The sequence below is a fragment of the Geodermatophilus sp. CPCC 206100 genome, assembly GCF_048569675.1.
Lineage (GTDB): Bacteria > Actinomycetota > Actinomycetes > Mycobacteriales > Geodermatophilaceae > Geodermatophilus.
In genome coordinates this window covers 23,848-50,135 of the sequence record NZ_JAQISV010000046.1, presented here as the reverse complement: position 1 = coordinate 50,135, position 26,288 = coordinate 23,848, and the positions used below count along the sequence as shown (strand labels likewise).

Sequence of the window (26,288 nt, the reverse complement as noted above, 5' to 3'; positions counted from 1 at the left end):
GGCTCGGTGGTGTGTCCGCCGACCCTAGATCGCCGCCGGCCCACCGTGGCGGCACCCCGTCGTCGGAGCGCCGGACGCCGGGCCAGCCACTACCGTTCGACCTCCGGAGCCCACCCCCGAGGAGGTGCCAGTGAGCGCACGTCAACCGGCCGAGATGGCCCAGGTGGCCAGCGAGACCGGAGCCAAGAAGGTCCACCGGACCTGGGACCGGGTGCTGGTCAGCGGCTTCCTCGGCGGCGCCTACATCGCCTTCGGGGCCCTGGTCGCGATCACCGTCTCCTCCGGCCTGGACACCGGCCAGTGGGGCACCCTGCCGACGCTGTTCATGGGGGCCGCCTTCACCCTCGGGCTGGTCCTGGTGCTGATCGCGGGCTCGGACCTGGCGACCGGCAACATGCTGCTCGTGCCGCTGGGGGCCATGCAGGGGCGGATCGGCCTCGGCGACGTCGTCAAGAACCTCACCCTCGTGCTGCTGAGCAACCTGGTCGGTGCCCTGTTCGTCGCCTACTTCCTGGCCGTGTCCACAGGGGTCATCGGCGACGCCGACAGCACCGGCAGCGCCGCGCTCACGTTCGAGCGGCTGGCCGAGATCGCCGAGGGGAAGGCCTCCGGGCACTCCGCCTGGGAGACGTTCCTGCGCGGCGTCGGCTGCAACTGGCTGGTCTGCCTGGCCGTGTGGATGTCGCTGTCGGCCAGCAGCGTCTCGGGCAAGATCCTGGCGGTCTTCTTCCCGGTCATGGCGTTCGTGGCGATGGGCTTCGACCACGTGGTGGCCAACATGTTCTTCCTGCCGGCGGCCGTCTTCGCCGGCGTCCCCGGCGTGGGGTGGGGCGACACGGTGGTCAACTGGCTGCTCGCCGGCGCGGGCAACCTGGTCGGCGCCGTCGTCTTCGTCGGCACCTCGTACTGGTACCTCTTCCTCCGCGACGAGCCGGCCGAGCGGCCGACCAGCGCGGAGGGGACCGGGACGCGGGCGGGCGGGGAGACCCCCGAGCGCGCATGAGCAGCCCGCCTCCGCAGGTGGCCGTGCGCGGCGAGGCCCGCCTGGTGGTCGACCCGGAGATCGCCACCCTCGCGGTGACCGTCACCACCCGCGCCCGGGACCGGCAGACCGCCCTGGAGCGGTGCCGCGCCGGTCAGGACGCCGTCGCGGCGGTGCTCGCCGCCGCCGGGGCGTCGGTCGAGGCGGTGGAGACCGCCGGGCTGGCGGTCTACCCCGAGGAGCGCCCCGGGCACGCGGCGGGGTCGGCGGCCACGGTGAGCAGCCAGGTCACGGTGGGTCGGACCGACGACGTCGGCGAGCTGGTCGTGGCCCTCGGCCGGCTCGACGGCGTCACCGTGTCCGGGCCGCACTGGCAGCTGCGTCCGGACAGCCGGGTGGTGGAGGAGGCGCGCCTGGCCGCCGTCCGCGACGCCGTCCACCGCGCCCGGCAGTACGCCGCCGCCGTCGGCGCCCGGCTCACCGCCCTGCTCGAGATCAGCGACGTCGGCCTGTCCTCCGCGGGACCCCGATTCGCCGCACCCGTCGCCGCGTTGGCACGGTTCGCTGCGGAGGAGCTCCGGCTCGACCTGACCCCGGCGCCCCAGGAGGTGCTGGGCGCGGTCGAGGTCCGGTTCGCCATGTCCGAGCCCGACCGGGAGGTCTTCGGAGGATGAGGTACCGCGAGAGCGCCGACCTCGACACGTCGAGCGTGCAGGACCGCCGCGGCCGGGGCGGGCTCGGTGGTGGGCGGGGGCTGGCCGTCGGCGGCGGCGGGCTCGGCCTCGTCGGCGTCGTCGTCCTCGTGCTGTTCCAGCTCCTCGGCGGCGGGGACGGCGGAACCAGCGCGGCTCTCGGGGGGCTCTCGGGACTCGGCCAGGGCGAGACCGCGGACAACACCCAGCTGGAGCAGCAGTGCCGGACCGGCGCCGACGCCAACGAGTCGGTGGAGTGTGCTGTCGTCGCCGACATCGAGTCGATCCAGGACTACTGGGGCCAGGTCCTCCGCGGCCGCTACCAGCCGACGGAGACCGTGTTCTTCCAGGACTCGGTGCAGACCGGCTGCGGCGGCGCGAGCAGCGGCTCCGGCCCCTTCTACTGCCCCGCCGACCAGGGCGTCTACATCGACCTGACGTTCTTCGACCAGCTGCAGACGCAGTTCGGCGCGGAGGGCGGGCTGTTCGTCAACGCCTACGTCATCGCCCACGAGTACGCCCACCACGTGCAGAACCTGCTGGGCACCAACCAGCAGGTGACACCGGGCGTGACCGGGCCGCTCAGCGGCACCGTGCGCCTCGAGCTGCAGGCCGACTGCTACGCCGGCGCCTGGGCGAACCACGCCGAGACCGTGCCCGACGACTCCGGCGCACCCCTGATCGCCGAGATCACCGAGGACGACATCGCCCGCGCCCTCGACGCCGCCGGCCGGATCGGCGACGACTTCATCCAGCGCGACCTCGGCGGCGGAACCGTGGACCAGGACGCCTTCAGCCACGGCACGTCCGAGCAGCGACAGCGCTGGTTCACCACCGGCTACCAGACCGGCGACCCGGGGCAGTGCGACACCTTCGCCACCGACGACCTCGGCTAGGCCGCGACCCGGGGCCGCTCAGCCGACGGTGCCCCGCTGGTCGGCTTCCGCCCCCGGTCCGCTCCTCGCTCGCCGGCGCTCGCTGCGATGCTCCCGGCGGCGTCAGCCGACGGTGAGGGTCTGCTCCTCGGCCTCCACCGCCGCGTTCCACTCCCGCTTCTCGGCCTGCCAGCGGTCCTCGGTGCGCCCGACCCGCCAGTAGCCCGAGATGGAGAGCAGCTCGCGCGGCACGTCGTGGTGCGCCCGCAGGAAGCGCCGGACGTCGCGCACCGCCCCCGCCTCGCCGTGCACGAAGACCTGCACCGAGCCGGCGGGCAGCTCCGCGGCGCACACCGCCGCCACCAGCGCGGTGCCGGGGTGGCCGTCGGCGCGGTGCACCCACTCCACCTCGACGCCGGGACCACCCGGCAGGGGCTGCTCGTCGGCGGCGTCGCCCACCTCGACGAAGACCCGGGCGTGGGCGCCCTCGGGCAGGCGGGCCAGGGCGGCGGTGATGGCCGGCAGCGCGGTGTCGTCGCCGACCAGCAGGTGCCAGTCGACGTCCGGGCTCGGGGTGTAGGCGCCACCGGGGCCCAGCAGCTGGACGACGTCGCCCGCTCGGGCGGCCAGCGCCCACGGCCCGGCCACGCCCTCGTCGCCGTGGACGACGAAGTCGATGGTCAGCTCGCCCGTCGCGGCGTCCCACTCGCGGACCGTGTAGGTGCGGGTCGTGGGCCACAACTCCTGCGGGTGCTCGCTGCGGACCTGCTCCACGTCGAACGGGGTCGCGTAGGGCGCTCCGGCGGGCGCGAAGAGGATCTTGACGTAGGAGTCGCTGTGCTCGGGGGCGAACCCGGCCAGGCCGTCTCCGCCCAGGACCACCCGGACCAGGTGCGGAGTCGGGCGGGAGGTCCGCAGGACCGTGGCCAGCCGGGGGGTGCGGGGACGACGCGGGGCCTGGTCGGCCATGGCAGGGCTCCTCGCAGAGACGTAGGGAAGGCTCACCTTAGTACGCCCTCACCAGTCCCCGGTCAGGACGCTGTTTCGCCCACCGCCCTCCGGGGGTACCAGGACCTCGCACCCCGGTGCACCCGCCATGCGGCCCGGCCGCGACCCCGCGCCACCGGCCGCCGCCAGGAACCCGTCCTGCCTCGGAGGCGAACGGGTCCCCGGTATGCCCGCACAAGGCTCATCGACGGCCGTCGATCATGCATGTGTGGAAGATCAGCTACGCGGGTAGCGCCTGCTCCGACCACGATCCACGCCAGGAGGACCGATGACTCACTCCATCGACACCCCGTTCCCGCCGCCGCCGGCCACCGGCACCGGCGCGACCGCCGGGACGACGACCACCGGCACGACCACCGGCACGAGCTCCCCCTCCACCGCCGACGTCGCCAAGGACGAGGCCCGCAACGTGGGCCAGACCGCCGCCCAGGCCGGCAGCCAGGTCGCCTCGACCGCCGCCGACCAGGCCAAGCAGGTCGCTTCCGAGACCAAGGCCCAGGCCCAGGACCTCGTCCAGCAGGGCCGTACCCAGCTCCGCCAGCAGGCCGTCACCTCCCAGCACAAGGCGGCCGAGGGCCTGCAGGGCATCGCCTCCCAGCTGCGGTCGATGGTCGAGGGCAACGCCCCGGCCCCCGGCCCGGCCCGCGACCTGGTCGAGCAGGGCACGGCCAAGGTCGAGGAGTTCGCCGGCTGGCTGCAGAACCGCGAGCCGGCCGACCTGCTCGAGGAGGTCCGCTCCTTCGCCCGCCGCAAGCCGGGCGTCTTCCTGCTGAGCGCCGCGCTCGCCGGTGTCGTCGCCGGACGGCTGACCAGCGGGGTCAAGGCCGCGCACAGCAGCACCGGCACGTCGGGCACGACCGGCCAGCACTACGCGCCGTCGACCTACACGCAGACCAACTACGCCGCCCCGACGCCGGCCTACTCCGGCTACAGCGAGACGACCACCGGCTACGGCGAGACCACGACCGGGTACGGCGAGACGGCCGGGTACAGCGGCACCGCCACCACGGGCACGGCCCCCGTTCCGCCGTCCCCGTACGGCACCGTGCCGCCGGAGGGCTCGGCGGTTCCGCCGACCACCCCGGCCGGCTGGGACGACCCCACCCGCACCCCGGGCCGGGGGGTCTGACCGATGAGTTCGCCCTACTCCGGCGCCACGCCGGTCGGGTCACCGCAGGGGTACCAGGACCCGGCGGGCTCCCCCAACTACACCGTCGCGCCCGACGAGGCCTACGGCGCCCACAGCGGTGACATCGGCACGCCGATGACCGAGCAGGGCCGCCCCGACGTCGACGGCACGTCGGTCGGCCAGCTGATGGGCGAGGTCGCCAAGGACCTCTCCACCCTGATGCGCCAGGAGCTCGAGCTGGCCAAGGCCGAGGTCAAGGCCGAGGCGAGCAAGGCGGGCAAGGGCGCGGGCCTGATGGGCGCCGCCGGGTTCGCCGGCTACATGGTGCTGCTCTTCCTCTCCATCGCCCTGTGGTGGGCCCTGGAGAACGTCATGGACGCCGGGCTGGCCGCTCTCATCGTGGCCGTCCTGTGGGGCGTCATCGGCGCGGTGGCCTTCGTCCTGGGCCGCAACCAGCTCAAGAAGGTCAACCCGAAGCCGGAGCGCACGGTCGACACCCTGCAGCAGGTGCCCGGCGCCCTGAAGCCCAACTGACCCCCGGCCCACCCCAGACATCGGAGTTGCAGACATGACCAGCAGTGACCCGGAAGTGATCCGGCGCCAGATCGAGCAGACCCAGCGCGAGCTGAGCTACGACGTCGACGCACTCAACGAGAAGGTGAACCCCGCCCGGGTCGTGGACCGGCGGGTCACCGCGGCCAAGGGCCGCATCACCCAGGCGAAGGAGAAGGTGATGGGCAGCGCTCAGAACGCTCGGCAGTCGGTGATGGGCACCGCCCAGCACACCACCTCGTCGACGCAGGGGCTGGCGTCGAACGCCGCCGGCTCCGTGCAGGACGCGGCCTCGAGCGCCGCGGAGTCGGTGCAGGGCGCGGCGCAGTCGGCCGCGCACGCGGTGCAGCAGGCACCGGACACCGTCGTCCGCCAGACCCAGGGCAACCCGCTCGCCGCGGGCCTGATCGCCTTCGGTGTCGGCTGGCTGGTCTCCAGCCTCCTGCCGGCCACCGACAAGGAGCGGCAGCTCGCCCAGCAGGCCGAGACGGCGGTGCGCGAGAACAAGGACGCGCTGCTGGCGCCGGCCAAGCAGGCCGCCCAGGAGATCGGCGAGCAGCTCAAGCCCGCCGCCCAGCAGGCCGTCGAGGAGGTCAAGTCCACCGCTCAGGACGCCGCGCAGACCGTCAAGGACGAGGGCCAGTCCGCGGCGCAGGACGTGCAGGGCCAGGCCCAGCAGTCCCGGCAGACGGTGCAGAGCCAGTCCGGTAGCTGAACACGGGCCTCCCCGCAGGGAGGTCACCTCGCACTGCGCCCCGTCGGGATCCCCGGCGGGGCGCGGTGCTGTCCGGGGCCGCTCACCCCGGCGGGTGAGCGGCGGCGAGGGCGGCTCCAGGCCCGGTCGGCGGACGCCGTTGTCGGAGGTGGACACAGACCACCGGCGCGGCACCCCCTGCCCGCGCCACCGCCCAGGGAGCCGCCACCGTGCCCACCGACGCGCCGCGGGTGCTGGTCGCCGACGACGAGGACGACATCCGCGCCCTCGTCTGCCTCGCGGTGCGCCGCGCGGGTGGCACCGTCGTCGCAGACGTGGCCGACGGCGCCGCGGCGCTCGCGGCTGCCCGTGCGCAGCGACCCGACCTCGCCGTCCTCGACGTCTCCATGCCCGGCGCCACCGGGCTCGAGGTCTGCACGGCCCTGCGCGCCGAGGCCGCGACCGCCGAGGTGGCGGTGCTGCTGCTGTCCGCCGGCGCCTCCCCGGACGACGTCGCCCGCGGGCTGGCCGCCGGAGCCGACGCCTACCTGCCCAAGCCCTTCTCGGTCGCCGGCCTGTCCGCCCGTGTGCGCGAGCTGACCACCGGAGCGACCGCATGACCACCACCGAGGCAGCGCCGGCGGCGTCGCAGGAAGCCGAGCTGGACCGGTTGCGGGCCGAGAACGCCGCGCTGGTGGCCCAGATGCACCACCGCGACGCCGAGCTCGAGGTCGCGACCCGGATGCTGCGGGCCCGGGCGCAGACGATGACCAGCGTGATCGACGCGGTCACCGAGCAGTCGATCATCGGCACCGACGTCGACGGCGTGATCCGGGTCTGGAACCCGGGAGCGGAGCGGATGCTCGGCCTGCCCCGGGCCGACGTCGTCCGCCGGCGGTCCATCACCGAGTTCCACCTGCCGGAGGAGCTGGCGGAGGCCGGCGGCGGGCTCGCCGCGCTCGTGCGCACCGCGCAGGAGCAGGGCAGCGACGTGCGCGACTGGACCTACCTCACCGCGGGCGGCGAGGAGCTGACCGTCTCCGTGGCCGTCACGCCGCGCACCGACGACGGCGGTGCGCACGCCGGGTGGAACTTCGTGGGCACGGACATGACCGAGGTCCGGGCCACCGAGCGGATGAAGGACCAGTTCGTGAGCCTCATCAGCCACGAGCTGCGCACCCCGCTGAGCTCGATCCTCGGCTACCTGGAACTGGTGCTCGACGACCCCGACCAGCCGCTGACCGACGACCAGCGGCAGTACCTCGCCACGGTCGAGCGCAACGCGCAGCGGCTGCTGCGGCTGGTCGGCGACCTGCTGTTCACCGCGCAGGTGGACGCCGGACGGTTCGATCTCCAGCCGGAGGACGTCGACCTGGCCGCCGTGGTGCGCGCCGCCGAGGAGACGGCCCGGGTGACCGCCACCGCCGCGGGTGTCGAGGTGGTCCTCGCGGTGCCCGGCGACGGCCTCGTCGTGCACGGGGACGCCGTCCGGCTCGGGCAGGCGTGCGACAACCTCGTCTCCAACGCGGTCAAGTTCACCCCGCGCGGCGGGCGGGTCACGCTGACGCTGGCCACAGCCTGGCGGGCGCCGGACGGGACCGTCGGCGGCGAGGAGTGCCCCGGCGCGGTGCCAGTGGCCCGGCTGGCGGTCAGCGACACCGGCATCGGCATCCCCGCCGGTGAGCAGGCCCAGCTGTTCGCGCGGTTCTTCCGGGCGTCCACCGCGCGGCGGCACGCCGTCCCCGGCGTCGGCCTGGGGCTGGCCATCACCAAGGCCATCACCACCGCGCACGGCGGGACGCTGGAGCTGACCAGCACCGAGGGCCAGGGCACGACCTTCACCCTCACGCTGCCCCGCTGAGAGAGGACCCCCTGGACCCCCTCCAGAGGAGGGGGCCGTAGAGGCTTGCGGTTCTCTTGCGGGAGGCGGGCGGGGAGCCTGCGGTTGGGTGTCCAGAGTCGTCTGTGTCGCCGGGAACACCCCGTTCCTGGCCGGTCACAGGAGATGCACCGGACATGAGCACCACGGCCCGCACCAGCACCGCCCGCAAGATCGTCGGCTCCCTCGGCGTGATCGGCGCCGCCGCAGCGGTGGCCGGGCTGGGCACCTTCGGCACCTTCACCGACTCGACCACCCCGATCTCCACCCAGGTGCAGTCGGGCACGGTCTCGATCAACCTGACCACGCCCACCCCGATCGCCGCGCCGGCCAGCGCCTTCGTGCCCGGCGACTCGATGAGCCGCGCGGTCACCGTGGTCAACGACGGCAACTCGCCGCTGTCCTCGGTCAACCTGAACGTCTCCGCCACCGTCGGCAGCGTGCTCACCAGCGACACGGCCAAGGGCCTGCAGCTGAACCTGAAGTCCTGCACGGTGCCCTGGACCGCCGGCGGCACCGCCGCCGCCCCGACCTACACCTGCACGGGCACGGTCACCGACATCGCCACCGGCCCGGCGGTCAGCAACTTCCCGGTCGCGGGCGCCGCCAGCCTCAACCCCGGCGGCACCGACCACCTCGTCTACACGATCAGCCTGCCCGGCACCGCGGACAACACCTTCCAGGACAAGTCCGCCACCCTCAGCCTGGTCTTCTCCGGCACCCAGCGCGCCGCCGCGGCCCGCTGACCGACGCCCTCGCCGACCACTCCCCCGGAGAACCCGCCATGACCGCAATCCTCACCCTGCCCGCCCCGGGGGCAGCCCGCGCGCTGCCCCCGGTCCCCGGCCGCACCACCGCGCCCGTCCTGCGCCGGGTCGCCGCGGGCACCGCCCGCTGGGCCACCCGCGCCCTGGTGGGCATCGCGGTCCTGGCCTTCGCCGGCCTGGCCCTGGGCCCGCACGCCTTCGGCTACCGCACCATGACCATGCTCACCGGCTCCATGGCCCCGGTCATCGACCCCGGCGACGTCGTCATCACCACGCCCCTGGCCGTCGCCGACGTCACCGAGGGCATGATCATCAGCTACCACATCCCCATCGACGACCACCGCGTCGTCACCCACCGCGTCATCGACGTCGACCACGCCGCCGACGGCACCGTCACCGTGCAGACCCGCGGCGACGCCAACGACCACCCCGACCCCTGGACCGCCGTCCTGGAAGGCGACACCGCCTACCAGGTCCAGGCCGTCATCCCCGAGGTCGGCCAGGTCATCACCGCCCTGCGCACCCCCTGGATCAACCACCTGCTCGTCTACGGCGCCCCCACCCTCCTCGCCGGCTGGCTCCTGCTCACCATCTGGCGCCCCACCACCACCGACGACACCACCCACGACCAGGACGAGGAGGCCCGCACGTGAGCGTCAGCCGCCGTCCCGAGCGTTCCGCCCGGCGTCGCGGGAACCGGCTGCGGGTGCACGACGCGTCCGGCGCCGGGGGTCGGGGAGATCGCACGGCCCTCGTCGTCGACGCCGACCGCGCCGACCGCGCCCGGCTCGCCGGCCTGCTGGAGGCGACCGGCTGGGCGGTGCACGAGGCCGCCGACCACCACGCTGCACTGGCGCTGGCCCGCCGGCTGCCCCTCGACCTGGTCGTCACGGACCTGCCCGCCCCGGCCGGGGAGGGCCCCGCCCTGCTCCGCCGCCTCCGGCTCGTCGGCTGCCGGGCCCGCCTCCTCGTGGTCACCGGCGAAGCCGCCACCGCCGAGGACCGGAACGCCGCACTGGCCGCCGGTGCACTGGCCTGCCTGCCCAAGCCGGTCGGCACCGAGCTGCTGCTGGAACGGCTGCGCCACCGGGCGCTCCCGCCGGCCGACGGATCCGCCCGCCCGGCTCCGCGGCCCCTGCCCATCGACCTGCCCGAGGACGACGTGGACGACGACCTGATGGACCGGTTGCAGGAGCTCTACGCCAGCGCCCTGCCCGACCGGCTGACCGCCATCACCGACGGTGCCCGGACCGGCGACACCACGGCCGTGGCCTTCGCCTCCACCACGCTGGCCGGGACCAGTGCCCAGCTGGGCCACCCCGAGGTCGCGGCCGTCTGCCAGGCGATCGCCTCCGACGCCCGCCGCGGCATCCTGGCCCACCACCTCGTCGTCGAGCTGCGCGCGGTCGCCGGGGCCTGAGCCCGCCGGCTCCGGCCGCCCGGCCGATCCCGGAGCCGCTGCATCTTGCGGTTCTCTTGCGGGAGGCGGGCGGGGAGCCTGCGGTTGGGTGTCCAGAGTCGTCTGTGTCGCCGGGAACACCCCGTTCCTGGCCGGTCACAGGAGATGCACCGGACATGAGCACCACGGCCCGCACCAGCACCGCCCGCAAGATCGTCGGCTCCCTCGGCGTGATCGGCGCCGCCGCAGCGGTGGCCGGGCTGGGCACCTTCGGCACCTTCACCGACTCGACCACCCCGATCTCCACCCAGGTGCAGTCGGGCACGGTCTCGATCAACCTGACCACGCCCACCCCGATCGCCGCGCCGGCCAGCGCCTTCGTGCCCGGCGACTCGATGAGCCGCGCGGTCACCGTGGTCAACGACGGCAACTCGCCGCTGTCCTCGGTCAACCTGAACGTCTCCGCCACCGTCGGCAGCGTGCTCACCAGCGACACGGCCAAGGGCCTGCAGCTGAACCTGAAGTCCTGCACGGTGCCCTGGACCGCCGGCGGCACCGCCGCCGCCCCGACCTACACCTGCACGGGCACGGTCACCGACATCGCCACCGGCCCGGCGGTCAGCAACTTCCCGGTCGCGGGCGCCGCCAGCCTCAACCCCGGCGGCACCGACCACCTCGTCTACACGATCAGCCTGCCCGGCACCGCGGACAACACCTTCCAGGACAAGTCCGCCACCCTCAGCCTGGTCTTCTCCGGCACCCAGCGCGCCGCCGCGGCCCGCTGACCGACGCCCTCGCCGACCACTCCCCCGGAGAACCCGCCATGACCGCAATCCTCACCCTGCCCGCCCCGGGGGCAGCCCGCGCGCTGCCCCCGGTCCCCGGCCGCACCACCGCGCCCGTCCTGCGCCGGGTCGCCGCGGGCACCGCCCGCTGGGCCACCCGCGCCCTGGTGGGCATCGCGGTCCTGGCCTTCGCCGGCCTGGCCCTGGGCCCGCACGCCTTCGGCTACCGCACCATGACCATGCTCACCGGCTCCATGGCCCCGGTCATCGACCCCGGCGACGTCGTCATCACCACGCCCCTGGCCGTCGCCGACGTCACCGAGGGCATGATCATCAGCTACCACATCCCCATCGACGACCACCGCGTCGTCACCCACCGCGTCATCGACGTCGACCACGCCGCCGACGGCACCGTCACCGTGCAGACCCGCGGCGACGCCAACGACCACCCCGACCCCTGGACCGCCGTCCTGGAAGGCGACACCGCCTACCAGGTCCAGGCCGTCATCCCCGAGGTCGGCCAGGTCATCACCGCCCTGCGCACCCCCTGGATCAACCACCTGCTCGTCTACGGCGCCCCCACCCTCCTCGCCGGCTGGCTCCTGCTCACCATCTGGCGCCCCACCACCACCGACCACGACCAGGACGAGGAACGCGAGTGACCGCCGGCCGGACGGCCCCGGCCACGGCTCCGGCCGGGATCCGCACCGGCGGGCACCAACTGGACCGACCTTGCGCAGGCCTTGCGGTTCCGCGGCGGGAAGCCTGCGGCCGCCCCGGCACAGTCGACACCGACATCAACCGCGACACCGACACCGAGACGGAGGACCACCAGTGATCACCACCCGCCGCGCCCTGGTCCTGCTGGCGCTGACCGTGGCCGTCGTCCTCGGCGCCGTCATCCCCGCGAACGCCGCCTTCACCGACAACACGACCGCCTTCCAGGCGTCGGTGACCACGGTGAAGGTCCAGCCGCCGACCCAGGTGAAGGTGAACAGCTCCTGCGTCACCACCACCTGGACGACCAAGCGGGTCGTCTACACCGACCCGGTCACCGGCGCCCAGACGACGCGGTCCACGACCCACACCATGACCTCCGAGAACAGCCGGACCAACGTGGACAGCACCACCACGTCGACGACCCCCGGCCCGGGCGTGGGCGAGACGACCACCACGACGGTCGACAAGGACACCCAGCTCTACGTGTCGGCCACCTGGAACCGCAGCACCTCGGCCGACGTCACCGGCTACCAGATGAGCGCGCACCTCGGGAACGGCTACGTGTTCACGATGCTCAGCGGCGCGGACACGACCTCCATGAGCGCCGACGCGGACGCCGACTACCTGTCCACCTCGCTCAAGGCGACGATCGACACGGTGACCAGGTACGGGTGGACCGCCCAGTCGGCGCTGTCCAAGACGCTCAGCTGCTGACCGCAACGCAACACAGCGGGCCCGGACCTCACCGAGGTCCGGGCCCGCTGTGCTGCGGAGGGGCTACGCGACGAGCCGGTAGCCGACGCCGCGGACGGTGCGGATCTCCGGCGAGCTGAGGCCGGCGGCCTGCAGCTTGCGGCGGAGGTTGGACATGTGCGCCTCGACCAGACGGACGCTGCCCTCCCAGTCGGTCTGCCACACCTCGCGCAGCAGGGTCTCACGCTGCAGCACGCGGCCGGGCCGGGAGGCCAGCGCGGCCAGCAGGTCGAACTCGGTGCGGGTCAGGTCGACGACGGCGCCGTCCACGCGGACCTCGCGGCTGTCCTCGTCCACCTCGAGCTCGGCGAGGCGGCGGACCGACTCCTCCTCCGGCACCGGCCGCGGCGCCGGGACGCGCGGACGACGGAGCATCGCCTGCACGCGGGCGACCAGCTCGCGCGGCGAGAAGGGCTTGGCCATGTACCCGTCGGCGCCGACGGCGAGGCCGATCAGCAGGTCGACCTCCTCGGCGCGCGCAGTGAGCATGAGGACGTAGCACTCGCTCTCGGCGCGGATCTGACGGCACACCTCGGTGCCGTCGGCGTCCGGCAGCCCCAGGTCGAGCACCACGACGTCGGGTACCGCCCGCCGGACCTCGGCCAGCGCCTCGGCGCCGGACGCGACGGCACGGACGTCCATCCCGGCCCTGCGCAGCACCGTGCAGACCAGTTCCCTGATCTCCTCGGTGTCCTCCACGACGAGCACGGACTGCTCGGACACGACGTCTCCACCTCCCGGTCGGGGTTCTCCGGCGACGCCGATCGAGGCGTCACCTGGACGAGGGATCGACCCGCGCCCGGCCGGCCTTGAGCGCCACCCGGGGTTCTCCCCCCAAGGGAGGACGTCGTCGGGGTCAGCCGCCCGGGGGACGCCGCACCTCGACCGCGGCGGAGACGATCGGGGCCGTCGGACCGGGGTGGACCGCGGAGAGCACCAGCCCGCGGGCGCCCGCCAGCCGGCCGACCGCCTCGACGACCGGCCCCTCCGCGCCGGGGGTCATGACGGAGAAGGCGACGAGGACCCGCCCGCCCGGCGCGAGCACCCGCGCGACGACGTCCCACGTCGCCTCCTCGTCGGCATCCCAGAACGCGCGCACGTTGAACGACACGACGACGTCGAACGGCTCGGTGCCCAGGTCGGCGTCGCGCAGCGCCGCGGCGTGCAGCCGCACCCGGCCGGCGTCGACCGCGGCCCGGTTGCGGCGGGTGGCGGCGGCGACCATGGTCGGCGACCGGTCGACGGCGAGGACCTCGCCCGCCCGCTCGGCGAGCAGCGCGACGAGGACGCCGTGGCCGCAGCCGACCTCGAGCACCCGCTCCCCCGCCCGCGGGGCGACCAGGTCGGCGGTCCAGGCCAGCCGTTCGGAGGCGCTCGGCACGGCGTCAGCTCAACCGGCGCGTGTCCGCGGGGAGCACCCCGCCGGCGACCAGCTCGGCGGTGCAGTCCTGGAGGGCGGTGAGCGCGACCCGCTGCGGGAAGGGGCCGGTGGAGACGCGGGCGACCCCGAGCTCCTGCAGGTCGCGCACCGGCGGGGTCGCACGGGGCACCGCCAGCACCGACAGCCGGCCGCGGCCCAGGCCGTCCACCAGGGCGGCGATCTCGTCGCGGTCGACCACCCCGGGCACGAAGACCACGGGTGCTCCCGCGTCGAGGTAGGCGCGGCCGCGCCGGACCGCCTCGGCGAGCAGCGGTCCGCGCTCGGTGTCCGGGCCGGCGTGCAGCACGACGTCGGTCCGGGCGTTGAGCACGAAGGCGAGGCCGGCGTCGCGACCGGCGGCCAGCACCGCTTCGACCGCGGCAACCGCCTCGTCGAGCGGCCGGCCGCCGTCCTCCAGGTTGCCGCCGACGACGCCGGCCGCGATCGCGCGCCGCGCCGTCCCGCCGGGATCGCCGTAGCCGGCCTCCATGTCCATGGTCACCGGGAGGTCCACCGCGGCGGCGATCCGCTCGACCATGTCCAGGTGCAGGTCGAGCGGGATGTGCTCCCCGTCCTCGTACCCGAACGTCGCGGCGATGGAGTGGCTGGCGGTGGCGAGCGCCCGCACCCCGTCGGTCGCGGCCACCACCCGCGCCGAGACGACGTCCCACACGTTGGCCAGCACGAGGATCTCCGGTGCGGTGTGCAGGTCGAGCAGCGTCCGGGCGCGGCCGGAGAGGTCGGGCATGCCGCCGAACGTAGGGGACGCGGGGGCCGCACCGGCCGCACGCACGTCACCCGGACGGAGGGGACACCGGCGGCCGGCTCAAGACCGGACGCTCCGGCGTCGAAGGTGAGGGTGCCCGGGTACAGGGCGCCGCCGGGGCCCGATGCCCCGCCCAGCAGGAGAACGACCCATGATCGGTCTGACCCGTCGCAACGGCGAGTACTGCCGCATCGACCCCGACGCCATCGAGCGGATCGAGGCCCACCCCGACACCGTCGTCTTCCTGGTCGACGGTGCGCACTACTGCGTGCTCGAGACCGTCGACGAGATCGTGGCCCGGGTGCGCGACGCCCGCGCCGCGTCCATCACCGCCTGCTGGGTCCTCGACCTGGGCGAGCGGCAGGCCCGCTAAGACCTCGTCCCGGCGCGCCGGCCGGTCCCGCCGACCGCACCGCCGCCTCCCCGAGGCTCAGGCGGCCGCGGGCCGGCAGGCGACCGAGAGGATGTAGTCGAACCAGCGCCGGCCGCCGCTCTCGGGCAGGGGCACGGGGCCGACGAGGACCATCGTGTCCCAGTCTGGCGTCCCCGCGCCCGCGCGGCCGACCTCGTGCTCGATCTCCGCGCGCAGCCCCGCCAGGGCGCTGCGGACGTCGGGATAGGGCAGGGCGATGGCCGAGGAGTGCCAGGTCATCGTCGCCGTCCGGTCAGCGGTCGGTGCCGTCACGCTGCACCCCCGTGAACACGAACTCGAGCACGCTCGAGGCGTCCTGGAAGCCGTTGCCGGCCGTGGCAGGCAGGGTCACGGCGGCCCGCAGGTGGTCCACGCCGCCGGGCGCGAGGGCCCGGGCGCCGCTCAGTGCCCGGTCCATCACGACCGGGCCCGTGTAGAAGGACTCGACGTCCGCGGCGCACCGGTACCCGGCGCCCGAGACCTCCCACGGCAGGGAGCAGGACTCCACCACCATCTGCAGGCCGTGGGTGCTGTCGCTGTCCAGCACGCTGGACGACGGAGCCCGCAGCGCGAGCGTCACCGCCGACAGCGGGGCGTCGCCGTCGTTGACCAGGTCGATGACCACCTGGGCGTCGTCCCCGGGGACCCAGCCGCCGCTGACGAACGGGACGGTGGCCTGGTTCGCCGCCGGCGACAGGGCGATGGACACGACGCCGGTGTCGACCTCCGTGTCCACCGGCGTGGTGCTGTCGGTGAAGGTGCCGTAGGTGCCCAGGCCGGCGACCGCCGCTGCCGCGGCCAGGACGCCGATGGAGCCGATGACCCGCCGGGTCCGGTGGGCCGGCGGAGCGCTGGAGGTGGTCCTCACGGGGTCTCCTCGGTCGATGGAGCCGGCGGACTCCCCGCCGGCAGCTCCGACTCTGCGGCGGCTTCCGCACGGACCCCGCCGCGCTCCCGCAAGGCTCGCGCAAGACCTGGGGGACGACGGCCGTCGACGGCGGGCGGCGGTCGCCGCCACGATCGGGGACGCCGCCCCCGCGGTGTGAGGGGGAGACCGTCATGGCCGAGCTGACCGGCGGCCGGCCACTCGAGGACGACGTCGTCCTGCTGTGCCTCCGGCTGCACGGCCCCCAGCCGGGCGGCGCACCCCACCCCTGGGGATGAGGCACGACCCCCTCGACCCTCCTGTTCGCCCGCGGGGCACTGATCATGGCCGGTACGGCAGCCGCCGACCTACAGGGAGCACCACGTGAACATCACCGTCCGGACGACGAGGCTGGCGACCGACGGCCAGATCTGGAGCGAGGTCGCCCGGGTGCTGGATCGCCGGGCCGCCATGAAGCACCCGCCCTTCAGCCTGACCGTGTCCGACGCGGTCGCCCTGGGGATCGCGCGCATGTACCGCAGCGCCACGCTCAGCGGCCAGGTGCTGGACCGCTTCGCGGACGGCGGGACGGTGGACAGCGACGAGCTCGTCGAGGCGGCGCGCTTCGAGCAGGGCTTCGCCTCGGCCGAGGGACACGCCGCGCTGCGCTGCCTGGTCCTCTGGGTGCACGACCAGACGCACCGGCAGGCCGAGCGGCGGGCCCTCCCCCGACGGGCCTGACCGCCCTCAGCCCCGTCGAGACGGGCGTCCGTCCTCGGTGCCGGCCCGTGCGCGGGCGGCCTGACGGACCAGGTGGTCGTGCTCGGCGAGGTTCGTCGCGCGGCGGGCGGCCTCCGCGTACGCCGCCGCGGCGGCGGCGAGGTCGCCGCCCAGCTCGTGCAGGTACCCGCGGACGGCGTGCCACCGGTGCCGCTCGCCCAGCACCTCGCGCAGCCGGTCGGTCTCCCGCAGCCCGGCGGCGGCGCCGAGGACGGAGCCGACCGCGACCGCGCGCCCGAGCACCGCGGCAGGGTCCTGGCGCACCGGGTCGTCGGAGAGGGCGACGAGGTCGTCGTACCAGGCGAGGATCTGCGGCCAGTCGGTCTCCTCGGCGCTCGCCGCGTCGTCGTGCAGGGCGGCGATGGCGGCCTCGACCTGATAGCGGCCGGGGCGCTGGAGGGCCAGCGCCGACTGCAGCACGCGCACCCCCTCGGCGATCTCGCGGGTGTCCCACAGCCCGCGGTCCTGCCGGTCGAGCGGGACGATGCGGCCGGCCGCGTCGAGTCGCGCCGCGCGGCGGGCGTGGTTGAGCAGCATCAGCGCGAGCAGCCCGCGTGCCTCCGGCTCCTCGGTGGCGAGGGTGAGCTGGCGGGCGAGCCGGATCGCCTCGGCGGCCAGGTCCACCCGGCCGGCGTGCCCGGCCGTGTAGACGAGGGAGAGCACCCGCAGCACGACGGCGAGGTCGCCGGGCTGGTCCAGCCGGCGCCCCCGGAGGGTGCGCTTGGCCCGGCTGATCCGCTGCGCCATCGTCGCCTCCGGCACGAAGAAGGCGTCGGCGATCTCCCGGGTGGAGAGGCCCGCGACGGCGCGCAGGGTCAGCGCCACCTGAGAGGCGGGCGCGAGGTCGGGGGAACAGCAGCAGAACAGCAGGAAGAGGGTGTCGTCGCCCTCCTCGGTCGCGCCTGGCCGGGGCTCGGCGTACGTCACCTCCTCGCGGCGGGACCGGGCGGCCTCGCTGCGGCGGGCGTCGACGAGACGCCGGATCGCGACCGTCGTCAGCCACGCGCGCGGGTCGCGCGGCGGGTGCTCGGGCCACACCCGCAGGGCTTCCAGCAGCGCCTCCTGCAGCGCGTCCTCGGCGGCGTCGAAGTCCTCGCCCCGCCGGACCAGGCCCGCGAGGACCCGGGGGACGAGGGCGCGCAGCGCGCCCTCGCCCAGCCGTCCTGTCGGCTCCATCACGCCGGGTCAGTCGTCCGACGGCGCCCCGGACATGACCTCGCGGACGTCGATCCACTCGCACAGCGGCTCGCCGCCCGGGCCGGGCTCGGAGGAGATCAGGGCCGCGATCTCGAGGGCCCGCTCCCGCGAGTCGACGTCGACCAGGTACCAGCCGGCCACCAGATCGCTGGTCTCGGGCAGTGGGCCGTCGGTGGTGACCGGCGCGGCGTCCGGACCGCCGTAGCGGACCCAGGTCTGCGCCGGCGTGAGCGCCTTGACGTCGACGATCTCGCCGCGCTCCTCGAGCGTCTCGCCGACGTGCTTGAGAAAGGCGAAGTGCGCCTCCACGTCCTCGGGGGCCCACTGGTCCATCGGGGGGAAGGGACGGTGCTGCTCGGGGCCGCCGCGGTAGTGCTTGAGGAGCAGGTACTTCGGCATGGTCGTCTCCCGGTGTCGTGGGCCGCGTCCGTCGTGGCCCTCACCTGGTGAGCGGAGCCGGTCAGGGCTTCTCGACATGAGACCACTCCCCGGCTCCGCGCGACCGTCCTCAGGAACCGGCGCGCAACTGCGCCAGGAAGCGCCGTCCCGGCTCCGGATCGACGCCGAACTGCTCGGCGTAGCGCTCGTGGACCTCTCCCCACGGCTCGTGCGCCGCCTCCTCCGACACGTGCCCGCCGGCGAGGTGGGGCTCCAGACGGGAGAGGTAGGCGTCCCAGCCGGCGGCGGTCTGGGCGGCGGCGGAGCGGTCGTCGAAGACATGGGTGAAGACGAGCCGGCAGCCGCCCTCGTGCTCGGTCAGGTCGAAGGCGTACTGGTCGCCGGCGAAGGTCCAGGCCAGGCGGTGCGGCGGCTCGAGGACGGTGACCTCGCCGCTCATGCCGGCGGCCTCGAAGACCTCGCCGACCGCCGGTGTCCAGTCAGCCGCCGCCGGGAACCAGCGCTCGAGCTCCGCCGGCACGCTGACCGCCCGCCAGACGCGCTCGACCGGGTGGGCGAGGACACGCTCGAAGCGCAGCGCGGGGCGTCCGTCGACCGTCTCCAGGGTTCCGTCACTCACGAGTCCTCCAGGTGTCGTTCCAGGGCGTCGAGCCGGCTGGACCAGAGCATCCGGTAGGGCTCCAGCCACTGCACGACCTCGGCCAGGGGCTCGGGCCGCAGCGCGTACATGCGCTGCTTCCCCTGCGTGCGCGCCACGACGAGCCCGGCCTCGCGCAGCACCCTCAGGTGCTTCGACACCCCGGGCTGGCTGAGCCCGAGGTGCGTGACCAGGTCGGCGACCGGCCGCTCGCCGGAGCGCAGCAGGTCGAGGATCTGCCTGCGGTGCGGCTCGGCGAGGGCGGCGTAAGCGCTCACGACGTCACATTACCGACCATTCATATGACTCGCAAGCGATGGGACGCGTCGCTCTGCCCGAGATCAACACGCGTCGACGGCCGCCTCCCCTGACCGGATGGCGGCGGCCGACGCGTGGTGATCTCGCAGAGGGCGTGCGGACGCCGTCGCTCCCGCGGGTCAGCGCAGCCCCTCGGCCACCTGCTGCAGACCTGCTCTCACCAGCCGGCCGTACTCGTCATCGTCGAGGACGCCGATGGTCGCCTGCGCCTGCTGCAGGTGCTCCCGGGCGCGGTCGAGATCGCCCAGCTTGCGGTGGCACTCGCTCAGGTTCAGGTGCAGCGACGGGTACAGGCCGGCCGCCGGGAGGGCCACCCCGGCCCGCGCCAGCCGTGCGTCGTTCAGCTGGTCGGCAGCGGCTAGGGCTCGCTCGTCCCAGACCAGCTCCTGATGGACGTCGTCCTGCACGTCGGCCATCGCGTGCGCGAGCGTGCAGACGTGCAGGGGATCCCCCGCCTCGCCGCCGATCTCGGCCCAGATCTCCGCGAACAGCACGCGGGCGGCCGCCCGCTCGCCGGAGTGGCCCAGCTGCACCGCCTGGCCGATCCGGAGGAGCGTCTCGTCCGTGATCATCGGCGGCTGCTCCCGGCTCGTCTCGCGACAACGAGTTCGGGCCAGGGCTCTCGGCTGAGAACCCTGGCCCGATGGGGTGGAGCTGAGGGGACTCGAACCCCTGACCCCCACACTGCCAGTGTGGTGCGCTACCAGCTGCGCCACAGCCCCGGAACGACCCGGTCTGGTGCGTCCGAGCCGTTGGCAACTGTACAGGGCAGCGACCGCCACCCGGCGCAGGGGGTGTTGGCCGGAGGGTCAGCCCTGCTTCATCTGGGCGATGCGGATGTGGTTGCCGAACGGGTCGCGCAGGCCGAAGTCGATGCCGTAGGGCTGGTCGACCGGCTCCTCGGTGATCTCGACGCCCTTCGCCTTCAGCTCGGCGTGGGTCTTGTAGGCGTCGTCGCAGGCGAAGAAGAGGTGGCCGCCGGCCACGCCCTTGCTGATCGCCTCGCGGACCTGGGCGGCGGTCTCGTCGCTCATCGAGGGCGGTCCGGGCTTCTCGAGGAGGACGGCGCGGTCGGGCTGGCCCGGCAGGTTGACGGTGAGCCAGCGCATGGGTCCGAAGTCCATGTCGGACTGGACCTCGAACCCGAGCTTCCCGACGTAGAAGTCGAGCGCCTGGTCCTGGTCGGGGACGTAGATCTGGGTGATGGTGATCGCGGTGAGCATGGAGAGGACGCTAGGGACCCTCACTCCACCTGCGCTTCTCCGAAACTGCTCGGTCGCAGCCACGCCATCGCGAAGCAGGAGGGCACCGGCGGCAGCGGCCCCCGCCGCCGGTACACCGAGGGCGGCTCGCCCACGACGTCCCGGAACACCCGGCTGAACGTGCCCAGGCTCGCGAAGCCGACGTCCATGCAGATGTCGGTCACGCTCCGGTCGGTCGAGCGCAGCAGGAACATGGCCCGCTCCACCCGCCGCCGCTGCAGGTAGCGGTTGGGCGTCTCCCCGAAGGTGGCCCGGAAGGTCCGGATGAAGTGCGCCTCGGAGACGTGCGCGACGCGGGCCAGCGTCGGGACGTCGAGCGGCTCGGCGTAGGCGCGGTCCATCGCGTCCCGGGCCCTCAGCAGCCGCCGGTTGGCGTCCTCGGTCCCGGCACCCACGGGGGCCATCCCACCACGCGGGTCAGATGTCGACGCCGCGCTCCTCCAGCCACGGCAGGGGGTTGATCCGCTCGCCGTTCATCCCGCCCTCGTGCACCTCGAAGTGCAGGTGCGGACCGGTCGACTGGCCGCGGTTGCCGAGCAGGGCGATCGTCTCCCCCGCCTCCACGTACTGCCCGGGCTCCACCAGGATCTGGTCCATGTGGCCGTAGACGGTCACGTCGCCGTTCTCGTGGAGGAGGTAGACCGCCAGGCCGAACCCGCTGGCCGAACCGGCCCGCAGGACGACGCCGTCCATCGCCGCGTACTCGGGCGTCCGCATCGGCGCGGCCAGGTCGATCCCGTAGTGGAAGGTGCCCCAGCGCCCGCCGTAGCCGCTGGTGAACCGGGCGCCGGAGACCGGCAGCACCGCCTTGGGCCGGGCCGCCTCGCGCGCCGCCTCTGCGGCCGCCGCCTCCGCCTCCGCGCGGGCCGCCCGGGAGGCGGCGACCTCGGCCAGGCGGGCCTCCGCCTCGGCCACCGTGATCGAGGCCTGGGGCAGCAGCTCGACGTCGTCGTCGGAGGTCACCAGGGCGTGCTGGGCGGCAAGCACCGACGTCGGCTCCGCCGCGGCGTCCGGGGCGCCGGTGAGGCCGGTGACCCCGGCGAGCAGCCCGCCGGCGACGACCGCGGCCAGCAGCATCGGGCCCCGCCGCGGTCCGCGGCCGACCGGCGCCTCCGGCTCCTGCCGACGGCTCCCGCCGGTGGCGGCCTGCCGGGCCGACGGCGCGGGGGTGCGCGGAGCCGGGAGAGCGGAGGGAGCGGTGGGGGCTCCCGTGCTGGGAGCGCGACGCCGACCGGCCATGCACCTACCCGTCTCGAGGGGGAAGCCCGTCGCCGGGCCCGATGGGGTTGCGACCATCGAAACACTCCGTGACCCGTTCGTGACCCACCGCTCGGCGCGTCGGTTTCGACACGCCGCGTGACGCGCCACACACGTTTCGCACGTCACGCTGTCGGGGGACGGGCGTCCGGTTTGCGCCCCCCGGGTTCCGGCTACTCCGTGTCCCCGGCGTGAAACCGCTCGCGCTGCACCACCCGCGTGACCCTCTGCAGTTCCCCAGACACGGTGGGTCCCGATTCGCCACGAGCGGCCTTCCCCGTGTAGTGATGACGACGCTGCACCACCCGTTGCGCGCACACCGACCGTGGTGCCGCGACGGATCAGGACCGCTGCGAGGGGGCGACCGCACCACACGCACGAGAGAGGGCAGATGCTGCATGACGAGGCCGGAGCGCTACCCGGGTGCCCGCGCACTGCACCGCCCGGCCACGTCAACGACCGCACTGGTCGTCCCGCCGCCGTCCATCCCGAGCCCGTACCACCGGGTCCGGCCGCTGAGCCAGGAGACGCTGAGCAGCCACGGCGCCCGGCTCTCCGTGCCGACCTACGACCGGTGGGCCCTGACGCCCGCCGTCGTGCACCTCAGCGTCGGCGGCTTCTCCCGCGCCCACCAGCTGCTCTACTTCGACGAGCTCGCCGAGCGGCGCATCACCGCCGACTGGGGCGTCGTGGGCGTCGGCCTGCGGCGGCGCACCATGCAGGAGGCCCTGGTCCCGCAGGACCACCTCTACACGGTCATCGAGCGCAGCCCCGACGGTGAGCGCGCCCGCGTCGTCGGCGTGATGGTCGACTACCTCTTCGCTCCCGACGCCCCCGACGCGGTGCTCGACCGGCTCACCGACCCGCGCACCCGGATGGTCACGCTGACCATCACCGGCGCCGGCTACCGCCTCGACCCGACCACCGGCGAGTTCGACCCCGCCGACCCCGACGTCCTCCAGGACCTCGCCCGGCCGCACGCCCCCACGACCGTCTTCGGCTTCCTCGTCGAGGCCTTCGACCGCCGCCGCCGCGCGGGCCTCCCCGGGCTGACCGTCGTGTCCTGCGACAACGTGCACCGCAACGGCGACGTGACCCGCGCGGCCGTCGTCGGCCTGGCGCGGATGCGCGACGAGGTGCTGGCCCGCTGGATCACCGACCGGGTGGCCTTCCCCAGCAGCATGGTCGACCGGATCACGCCCCAGACCCCGCCCGAGGAGCGCGCCGCGCTCGCCGAGCGGTACGGGGTGGACGACCGCTGGCCGGTCATCACCGAGCCGTTCTCGCAGTGGGTCATCGAGGACACCTTCGTCAACGGCCGGCCGCCGCTGGAGGAGGTCGGCGTCCGGTTCGTCCGCGACGTCGGGGACCACGAGCTGATGAAGACGCGGCTGCTCAACGCCAGTCACTCCGCGCTGGGTTACCTCGGCTCGCTGGCCGGACACAGCCGGATGGACGTGCTGATGACCGACCCCGTCTTCGCCGAGTACGTCGCCCGGCTGATGGACGACGAGGTGACCCCCCTGCTGCCGCAGCCCGACGGCGTCGACCTCACCGAGTACAAGCGCATCCTGCTGCAGCGGTTCGCCAACCCGGCGATCGCCGACCGGCTCTCCCGCCTGTGCCGGCGAGGCTCCACCAAGCTGCCGCACCACCTGCTGCCCTCGCTGCGCCAGGCGCTGGCCGAGGGGCGGCCGACCACGCTGCTCACGCTCGCCGTCGCGGGCTGGTGCCGCTACCTGCGGGGAACCGACGCCGGCGGCCGGCCGCTGCCCCTCGAGGACCCCCGCGCCGCCGAGCTGCAGGAGCTCGCCCTCGCCGGCGGCACCGACCCGCGGCCGCTGCTGTCGGTGCACGCGGTGTTCGGGGACCTCGGCGAGCTGCCCGATTTCGTCGACGACCTCCGGCGGGCGATCGTGCGCATCGACCGCCTCGGCGCACGGGTCGCCGTCGCCGCGACCCTCGCCGAGACCCCGTCGGCCCCGGCCGCCGCCCTCACCCGATGACCGCACCACCGCCCGGAGGACCGCTCCCGATGCCCGCCCTCCCCGAGATCGTCGTGGCGCGCCTCGAGGCCCTGCTCTGCGACGCCGACGGCAACCTGTTCCCCTCCGAGGAGCCGGCCTTCGTCGCCTCCGCCGAGGTCACCAACCGCTTCCTCGCCTCCCTCGGGGTGGATCGGCGGTTCACCGCCGAGGAGCTGCGGCTGGCCACCACCGGCATGAACTTCCGGACGACGGCGAGCCGCCTGGCCGCCGAAGCGGGGCACCCGGACGCCGACGTCGAGCCGTGGGTCGCCGAGGAGAAGCGCGCGGTCACCGCCCACCTGGGCGCGACCCTCACCCCCCACGGGCCGACGACCGACGCGCTCACCGCGCTCGCCGCCCACCTGCGGCCGGCCGCGGTCAGCTCCAGCGCCCTGACCCGGCTCGACGCCTGCTTCACCGCGACCGGGCTGGCCGGGCTGATCCCGGCGTCGGTGCGGTTCAGCGCCGAGGACTCGCTCCCGGTGCCCACCAGCAAGCCCGACCCCGCCGTCTACCTGTACGCCTGCGAGCAGCTGGGCATCGCGCCCGAGGCCGGCCTGGCCGTCGAGGACTCGATACCCGGCGCGCTCTCCGCCGTCCGGGCCGGGTGCCCCACCGTCGGCAACCTGCTGTTCGTGCCGGCGGCCGAGCGCGCGGAGCGGGCCGCCGCACTCACCGACGCCGGCGTGCTCGTCGTCGTCGACTCCTGGCAGCAGCTGGCCGACCTGGTGCTGCCGGTCCTGACCCGCCGGGCCACCGGCGACCTGCTCTCCACGGGAGGTGCGAAGTGAAGATCGTCTACGTGGCCTTCCGCGGCCACTTCTCCGACAGCCCCCGGGCCCTCTACGAGGGCCTGGTCGCGCGCGGCGCCGACGCCACGCACACCTGGCTCTCGGCTCCGCACACCCAGGCCGGCTTCCCCGACGACGTCGCCACCGTGACCTTCGGCAGCCCGGAGTCGATCGCCGCGCTGGAGGACGCCGACGTGGTGATCTCCAACGACCACATCCCCCTGGACTGGGAGAAGCGGCCGGGGACCACCTACCTGCAGACCTGGCACGGCACGCCGCTCAAGCGCATCCACAACGACGTCCGGTGGGCGCCGGAGGGCCGGCTGGCCTACCTCGAGCACGACATCGCCCGGTGGGACCTGCTGCTGTCCCCCAACGCCGCCAGCACGCCGCGGCTGCGCGGGGCCTTCGGCTACCGCGGGCCGGTGCACGAGACCGGCTACCCGCGCAACGACGTGCTGAGCAGTCCGCACCGGGACGAGGTGCGGGCCGCCGTCCGGGCCGACCTCGGCGTCTCCGACGACCAGACCGTCGTGCTCTACACGCCCACCTGGCGCGACGACCTGGTGTTCCAGAAGACCGGGCCGCAGGACTTCGAGTTCCCCGTCGACCTCGAGGACTTCACCACCCGCCTCGGCGCCGACCACGTGCTCCTCCTGCGGCTGCACAACATGGTCATGGACCGGCTGGAGATCGTCGACGGCTCACCGGTCCGGGACGTCTGCAACCACCCGGACATCCGCGACCTCTACCTGGGTGCCGACGTCCTGGTCACCGACTACTCCTCGACCATGTTCGACTTCGCCATCACCGGCAAGCCGATGCTGTTCTTCACCTACGACCTGGCGTACTTCCGCGACGAGCTGCGCGGCTTCTACTTCGACCTGGAGGACGTCGCCCCCGGGCCGCTGGTGTCGACCAGCAAGGAGCTCGTCGAGGCGATCGCCGACCTGGACGCCGTCACCGCCCAGCACGCCGAGCGCTACGCGCGCTTCCGCGAGACCTTCTGCCACCTCGAGGACGGCGCCGCCACCGAGCGCGTCCTCGACCTGCTCTTCCCGCCGGGCACGCCCGCCCCGGGAACTCCCACGACCCGAGGAGGGGACCACCGTGCTCGCTGACCGTGCCACGACCGCAGGCCTGACCCGCACCCTGCCCGCCGCCCCGGCCGCCGGGGCCCAGACCCTCCCGGTCCAGGTGATCATCCTCGCCGCGGGGATGGGCACCCGCCTGGGCCGGCCCTGGCCCAAGCCCCTCACGCCGCTGCACGACGGCCGCAGCATCATGCAGCGCCAGCTCGACGGGCTGCGCTCGGTGCTGGGCCCAGCGGTCGACGTCACCGTCGTCGTCGGCTTCAAGGCCAAGCGGGTCATGTCGGCCGTGCCGGACGTCCGGTTCACCTACAACCCGGACTACGCCGTCACCAACACCTCGCAGAGCCTCCTGCGCGGGCTGCGCGCCACCCGCGAGGGCGGCGTCCTGTGGCTGAACGGCGACGTGGTGTTCGACCCGGCGGTCCTCGACGCGGCGCTGCCGGCGCTGATGGCCGACCAGAGCTTCGTCTGCGTGGACACCTCCACCACGGCCGACGAGGAGGTCAAGTACACCCTCGACGCCGACGGCTGCATCGCCGAGCTGTCCAAGACCGTCGTCGGCGGGCTGGGCGAGGCCGTCGGCATCAACTACGTCTCGGCCGCCGACAAGCCGGTGCTCATCGACCACCTGGCCGCCTGCGCCGCACAGGACTACTTCGAGCGCGGCATGGAGACGGCGATCGGCGCCGAGGGCCTGCGGTTCCGGCCGCTGGACATCTCGCGGTTCCCCGCCGTCGAGGTCGACTTCGAGGCCGACCTGGAGCGGGCCAACGAGATGTTCGCCGCCCGCGGCCACCTGCACCCGATCCAAGGCGACCTCGGCTAGAC

General features: G+C 74.2%; 34 protein-coding genes and 1 tRNA gene. 20 read left to right on the top strand and 15 right to left on the bottom strand.

The window, feature by feature from the left end; genetic code table 11:
- Positions 1 to 130 precede the first annotated feature (130 nt).
- The 3 genes from PGN05_RS20115 to PGN05_RS20105 are packed head-to-tail and all read left to right on the top strand — an operon-like array spanning position 131 to position 2,570.
- Positions 131 to 1,003, top strand: coding sequence for a formate/nitrite transporter family protein (locus PGN05_RS20115; protein WP_419754347.1), 873 nt, complete (start codon positions 131 to 133; stop codon positions 1,001 to 1,003).
- On the top strand, positions 1,000 to 1,656 hold the full coding sequence (locus PGN05_RS20110) for an SIMPL domain-containing protein (protein ID WP_419754346.1): 657 nt from the start codon (positions 1,000 to 1,002) through the stop codon (positions 1,654 to 1,656). The genes PGN05_RS20115 and PGN05_RS20110 overlap by 4 nt, the downstream gene beginning before the upstream one ends.
- Positions 1,653 to 2,570 carry a neutral zinc metallopeptidase gene (locus PGN05_RS20105; protein WP_419754345.1) on the top strand — a complete coding sequence of 306 codons (918 nt, stop codon included), beginning with the start codon at positions 1,653 to 1,655 and terminating at the stop codon, positions 2,568 to 2,570. The genes PGN05_RS20110 and PGN05_RS20105 overlap by 4 nt, the downstream gene beginning before the upstream one ends.
- Before the next feature lie 102 nt (positions 2,571 to 2,672).
- Here the strand turns inward: PGN05_RS20105 and PGN05_RS20100 are convergent, their stop codons facing one another.
- Positions 2,673 to 3,518, bottom strand: a complete 846-nt coding sequence (locus tag PGN05_RS20100; protein ID WP_419754344.1) for a siderophore-interacting protein — start codon at positions 3,516 to 3,518, stop codon at positions 2,673 to 2,675.
- Between the two features lie 307 nt (positions 3,519 to 3,825).
- Between PGN05_RS20100 and PGN05_RS20095 the strand changes: the two genes are divergently transcribed.
- The 11 genes from PGN05_RS20095 (at position 3,826) to PGN05_RS20045 (ending at position 12,196) form a co-directional block, all read left to right on the top strand.
- Entirely contained in the window at positions 3,826 to 4,686 is an 861-nt protein-coding gene (locus PGN05_RS20095) for a hypothetical protein (protein ID WP_419754343.1), read from the top strand.
- A gap of 3 nt (positions 4,687 to 4,689) precedes the next feature.
- Positions 4,690 to 5,220, top strand: coding sequence for a phage holin family protein (locus PGN05_RS20090; RefSeq protein WP_419754342.1), 531 nt, complete (start codon positions 4,690 to 4,692; stop codon positions 5,218 to 5,220).
- Between the two features lie 34 nt (positions 5,221 to 5,254).
- Positions 5,255 to 5,953, top strand: a complete 699-nt coding sequence (locus PGN05_RS20085; protein ID WP_419754341.1) for a DUF3618 domain-containing protein — start codon at positions 5,255 to 5,257, stop codon at positions 5,951 to 5,953.
- Between the two features lie 209 nt (positions 5,954 to 6,162).
- Positions 6,163 to 6,552 carry a response regulator transcription factor gene (locus PGN05_RS20080; RefSeq protein ID WP_419754340.1) on the top strand — a complete coding sequence of 130 codons (390 nt, stop codon included), beginning with the start codon at positions 6,163 to 6,165 and terminating at the stop codon, positions 6,550 to 6,552.
- Positions 6,549 to 7,793: a sensor histidine kinase gene (locus tag PGN05_RS20075; protein WP_419754339.1), complete on the top strand. Its 1,245-nt coding sequence runs from the start codon at positions 6,549 to 6,551 to the stop codon at positions 7,791 to 7,793. Before PGN05_RS20080 ends, PGN05_RS20075 begins: the two co-directional genes overlap by 4 nt.
- Positions 7,794 to 7,948: 155 nt before the next feature.
- Entirely contained in the window at positions 7,949 to 8,557 is a 609-nt protein-coding gene (locus PGN05_RS20070; protein WP_419754336.1) for a TasA family protein, read from the top strand.
- A gap of 38 nt (positions 8,558 to 8,595) precedes the next feature.
- Positions 8,596 to 9,231: a signal peptidase I gene (locus PGN05_RS20065; RefSeq protein ID WP_419754338.1), complete on the top strand. Its 636-nt coding sequence runs from the start codon at positions 8,596 to 8,598 to the stop codon at positions 9,229 to 9,231.
- Positions 9,228 to 9,998, top strand: a complete 771-nt coding sequence (locus tag PGN05_RS20060) for a response regulator (protein ID WP_419754337.1) — start codon at positions 9,228 to 9,230, stop codon at positions 9,996 to 9,998. Before PGN05_RS20065 ends, PGN05_RS20060 begins: the two co-directional genes overlap by 4 nt.
- Positions 9,999 to 10,153: 155 nt before the next feature.
- Positions 10,154 to 10,762 carry a TasA family protein gene (locus tag PGN05_RS20055; RefSeq protein WP_419754336.1) on the top strand — a complete coding sequence of 203 codons (609 nt, stop codon included), beginning with the start codon at positions 10,154 to 10,156 and terminating at the stop codon, positions 10,760 to 10,762.
- A 38-nt stretch (positions 10,763 to 10,800) separates the two neighbouring features.
- Positions 10,801 to 11,424 (top strand): signal peptidase I, encoded by a 624-nt coding sequence (locus tag PGN05_RS20050; protein ID WP_419754335.1) that lies wholly within the window; start codon positions 10,801 to 10,803, stop codon positions 11,422 to 11,424.
- A 172-nt stretch (positions 11,425 to 11,596) separates the two neighbouring features.
- Positions 11,597 to 12,196: a hypothetical protein gene (locus PGN05_RS20045; protein ID WP_419754334.1), complete on the top strand. Its 600-nt coding sequence runs from the start codon at positions 11,597 to 11,599 to the stop codon at positions 12,194 to 12,196.
- Between the two features lie 63 nt (positions 12,197 to 12,259).
- Here PGN05_RS20045 and PGN05_RS20040 read toward each other — a convergent pair whose 3' ends face one another.
- The 3 genes from PGN05_RS20040 to PGN05_RS20030 form a co-directional block, all read right to left on the bottom strand.
- On the bottom strand, positions 12,260 to 12,958 hold the full coding sequence (locus PGN05_RS20040; protein ID WP_419754333.1) for a response regulator: 699 nt from the start codon (positions 12,956 to 12,958) through the stop codon (positions 12,260 to 12,262).
- Between the two features lie 133 nt (positions 12,959 to 13,091).
- Entirely contained in the window at positions 13,092 to 13,616 is a 525-nt protein-coding gene (locus PGN05_RS20035) for a class I SAM-dependent methyltransferase (protein WP_419754332.1), read from the bottom strand.
- A 4-nt stretch (positions 13,617 to 13,620) separates the two neighbouring features.
- Positions 13,621 to 14,403 (bottom strand): isocitrate lyase/PEP mutase family protein, encoded by a 783-nt coding sequence (locus tag PGN05_RS20030; protein WP_419754331.1) that lies wholly within the window; start codon positions 14,401 to 14,403, stop codon positions 13,621 to 13,623.
- Positions 14,404 to 14,572: 169 nt separating this feature from the next.
- Here PGN05_RS20030 and PGN05_RS20025 point away from each other — a divergent pair, with 169 nt between their 5' ends.
- A complete protein-coding gene (locus tag PGN05_RS20025) occupies positions 14,573 to 14,794 on the top strand; it encodes a flagellar FlbD family protein (protein ID WP_419754330.1) in 222 nt (73 codons plus the stop codon).
- Positions 14,795 to 14,851: 57 nt separating this feature from the next.
- Here the strand turns inward: PGN05_RS20025 and PGN05_RS20020 are convergent, their stop codons facing one another.
- Entirely contained in the window at positions 14,852 to 15,106 is a 255-nt protein-coding gene (locus PGN05_RS20020) for a hypothetical protein (RefSeq protein WP_419754329.1), read from the bottom strand.
- A complete protein-coding gene (locus PGN05_RS20015; RefSeq protein ID WP_419754328.1) occupies positions 15,087 to 15,701 on the bottom strand; it encodes a hypothetical protein in 615 nt (204 codons plus the stop codon). The genes PGN05_RS20020 and PGN05_RS20015 overlap by 20 nt, the downstream gene beginning before the upstream one ends.
- 381 nt (positions 15,702 to 16,082) lie before the next feature.
- Between PGN05_RS20015 and PGN05_RS20010 the strand changes: the two genes are divergently transcribed.
- Positions 16,083 to 16,439, top strand: a complete 357-nt coding sequence (locus PGN05_RS20010) for a hypothetical protein (RefSeq protein ID WP_419754327.1) — start codon at positions 16,083 to 16,085, stop codon at positions 16,437 to 16,439.
- A gap of 6 nt (positions 16,440 to 16,445) precedes the next feature.
- Here PGN05_RS20010 and PGN05_RS20005 read toward each other — a convergent pair whose 3' ends face one another.
- From PGN05_RS20005 to PGN05_RS19965, 9 genes are all read right to left on the bottom strand, one after another.
- Positions 16,446 to 17,654 carry an RNA polymerase sigma factor gene (locus PGN05_RS20005; protein ID WP_419754326.1) on the bottom strand — a complete coding sequence of 403 codons (1,209 nt, stop codon included), beginning with the start codon at positions 17,652 to 17,654 and terminating at the stop codon, positions 16,446 to 16,448.
- Positions 17,655 to 17,663: 9 nt separating this feature from the next.
- Positions 17,664 to 18,074, bottom strand: a complete 411-nt coding sequence (locus PGN05_RS20000; RefSeq protein WP_419754325.1) for a YciI family protein — start codon at positions 18,072 to 18,074, stop codon at positions 17,664 to 17,666.
- 109 nt (positions 18,075 to 18,183) lie between these two features.
- The gene (locus PGN05_RS19995; protein WP_419754324.1) at positions 18,184 to 18,693 is read right to left on the bottom strand and encodes an SRPBCC domain-containing protein; all 510 of its coding nucleotides are present in this window, start codon (positions 18,691 to 18,693) and stop codon (positions 18,184 to 18,186) included.
- Entirely contained in the window at positions 18,690 to 18,989 is a 300-nt protein-coding gene (locus PGN05_RS19990; RefSeq protein WP_419754323.1) for an ArsR/SmtB family transcription factor, read from the bottom strand. The genes PGN05_RS19995 and PGN05_RS19990 overlap by 4 nt, the downstream gene beginning before the upstream one ends.
- Before the next feature lie 159 nt (positions 18,990 to 19,148).
- Positions 19,149 to 19,601: a hypothetical protein gene (locus PGN05_RS19985; RefSeq protein ID WP_419754322.1), complete on the bottom strand. Its 453-nt coding sequence runs from the start codon at positions 19,599 to 19,601 to the stop codon at positions 19,149 to 19,151.
- A 77-nt stretch (positions 19,602 to 19,678) separates the two neighbouring features.
- Positions 19,679 to 19,751: transfer RNA gene (locus tag PGN05_RS19980), tRNA-Ala, on the bottom strand.
- A gap of 87 nt (positions 19,752 to 19,838) precedes the next feature.
- The gene (locus PGN05_RS19975; RefSeq protein WP_419754321.1) at positions 19,839 to 20,252 is read right to left on the bottom strand and encodes a VOC family protein; all 414 of its coding nucleotides are present in this window, start codon (positions 20,250 to 20,252) and stop codon (positions 19,839 to 19,841) included.
- Positions 20,253 to 20,272: 20 nt separating this feature from the next.
- Positions 20,273 to 20,686 carry a helix-turn-helix domain-containing protein gene (locus PGN05_RS19970; RefSeq protein ID WP_419754320.1) on the bottom strand — a complete coding sequence of 138 codons (414 nt, stop codon included), beginning with the start codon at positions 20,684 to 20,686 and terminating at the stop codon, positions 20,273 to 20,275.
- A gap of 22 nt (positions 20,687 to 20,708) precedes the next feature.
- Positions 20,709 to 21,368 carry a M23 family metallopeptidase gene (locus tag PGN05_RS19965; RefSeq protein ID WP_419754319.1) on the bottom strand — a complete coding sequence of 220 codons (660 nt, stop codon included), beginning with the start codon at positions 21,366 to 21,368 and terminating at the stop codon, positions 20,709 to 20,711.
- Positions 21,369 to 21,946: 578 nt separating this feature from the next.
- Between PGN05_RS19965 and PGN05_RS19960 the strand changes: the two genes are divergently transcribed.
- From PGN05_RS19960 to PGN05_RS19945, 4 genes are read left to right on the top strand one after another with little or no spacing between them, the layout of a single operon-like run.
- Positions 21,947 to 23,554: a mannitol dehydrogenase family protein gene (locus PGN05_RS19960; RefSeq protein ID WP_419754318.1), complete on the top strand. Its 1,608-nt coding sequence runs from the start codon at positions 21,947 to 21,949 to the stop codon at positions 23,552 to 23,554.
- 29 nt (positions 23,555 to 23,583) lie between these two features.
- Positions 23,584 to 24,366: an HAD family hydrolase gene (locus PGN05_RS19955; RefSeq protein WP_419754317.1), complete on the top strand. Its 783-nt coding sequence runs from the start codon at positions 23,584 to 23,586 to the stop codon at positions 24,364 to 24,366.
- Positions 24,363 to 25,487 carry a CDP-glycerol glycerophosphotransferase family protein gene (locus PGN05_RS19950; protein WP_419754316.1) on the top strand — a complete coding sequence of 375 codons (1,125 nt, stop codon included), beginning with the start codon at positions 24,363 to 24,365 and terminating at the stop codon, positions 25,485 to 25,487. Before PGN05_RS19955 ends, PGN05_RS19950 begins: the two co-directional genes overlap by 4 nt.
- Entirely contained in the window at positions 25,477 to 26,286 is an 810-nt protein-coding gene (locus tag PGN05_RS19945; protein ID WP_419754315.1) for an NTP transferase domain-containing protein, read from the top strand. Before PGN05_RS19950 ends, PGN05_RS19945 begins: the two co-directional genes overlap by 11 nt.
- The last annotated feature ends 2 nt before the right edge of the window (positions 26,287 to 26,288 follow it).

What these genes read in the sequence shown, in the direction of transcription:
- PGN05_RS20100 (WP_419754344.1), bottom strand. Translation starts at nt 3,518, where the DNA reads ATGGCCGACCAGGCCCCGCGTCGTCCCCGCACCCCCCGGCTGGCCACG.
- PGN05_RS20030 (WP_419754331.1), bottom strand. Translation starts at nt 14,403, where the DNA reads ATGCCCGACCTCTCCGGCCGCGCCCGGACGCTGCTCGACCTGCACACC.
- PGN05_RS20095 (WP_419754343.1), top strand. Translation starts at nt 3,826, where the DNA reads ATGACTCACTCCATCGACACCCCGTTCCCGCCGCCGCCGGCCACCGGC.
- PGN05_RS19975 (WP_419754321.1), bottom strand. Translation starts at nt 20,252, where the DNA reads ATGCTCACCGCGATCACCATCACCCAGATCTACGTCCCCGACCAGGAC.
- PGN05_RS19985 (WP_419754322.1), bottom strand. Translation starts at nt 19,601, where the DNA reads ATGATCACGGACGAGACGCTCCTCCGGATCGGCCAGGCGGTGCAGCTG.
- PGN05_RS20055 (WP_419754336.1), top strand. Translation starts at nt 10,154, where the DNA reads ATGAGCACCACGGCCCGCACCAGCACCGCCCGCAAGATCGTCGGCTCC.
- PGN05_RS19955 (WP_419754317.1), top strand. Translation starts at nt 23,584, where the DNA reads ATGCCCGCCCTCCCCGAGATCGTCGTGGCGCGCCTCGAGGCCCTGCTC.
- PGN05_RS20110 (WP_419754346.1), top strand. Translation starts at nt 1,000, where the DNA reads ATGAGCAGCCCGCCTCCGCAGGTGGCCGTGCGCGGCGAGGCCCGCCTG.
- PGN05_RS20105 (WP_419754345.1), top strand. Translation starts at nt 1,653, where the DNA reads ATGAGGTACCGCGAGAGCGCCGACCTCGACACGTCGAGCGTGCAGGAC.
- PGN05_RS20005 (WP_419754326.1), bottom strand. Translation starts at nt 17,654, where the DNA reads ATGGAGCCGACAGGACGGCTGGGCGAGGGCGCGCTGCGCGCCCTCGTC.
- PGN05_RS20050 (WP_419754335.1), top strand. Translation starts at nt 10,801, where the DNA reads ATGACCGCAATCCTCACCCTGCCCGCCCCGGGGGCAGCCCGCGCGCTG.
- PGN05_RS20090 (WP_419754342.1), top strand. Translation starts at nt 4,690, where the DNA reads ATGAGTTCGCCCTACTCCGGCGCCACGCCGGTCGGGTCACCGCAGGGG.
- PGN05_RS19960 (WP_419754318.1), top strand. Translation starts at nt 21,947, where the DNA reads ATGACGAGGCCGGAGCGCTACCCGGGTGCCCGCGCACTGCACCGCCCG.
- PGN05_RS20025 (WP_419754330.1), top strand. Translation starts at nt 14,573, where the DNA reads ATGATCGGTCTGACCCGTCGCAACGGCGAGTACTGCCGCATCGACCCC.
- PGN05_RS20000 (WP_419754325.1), bottom strand. Translation starts at nt 18,074, where the DNA reads ATGCCGAAGTACCTGCTCCTCAAGCACTACCGCGGCGGCCCCGAGCAG.
- PGN05_RS20075 (WP_419754339.1), top strand. Translation starts at nt 6,549, where the DNA reads ATGACCACCACCGAGGCAGCGCCGGCGGCGTCGCAGGAAGCCGAGCTG.
- PGN05_RS20065 (WP_419754338.1), top strand. Translation starts at nt 8,596, where the DNA reads ATGACCGCAATCCTCACCCTGCCCGCCCCGGGGGCAGCCCGCGCGCTG.
- PGN05_RS19965 (WP_419754319.1), bottom strand. Translation starts at nt 21,368, where the DNA reads ATGCTGCTGGCCGCGGTCGTCGCCGGCGGGCTGCTCGCCGGGGTCACC.
- PGN05_RS20070 (WP_419754336.1), top strand. Translation starts at nt 7,949, where the DNA reads ATGAGCACCACGGCCCGCACCAGCACCGCCCGCAAGATCGTCGGCTCC.
- PGN05_RS20085 (WP_419754341.1), top strand. Translation starts at nt 5,255, where the DNA reads ATGACCAGCAGTGACCCGGAAGTGATCCGGCGCCAGATCGAGCAGACC.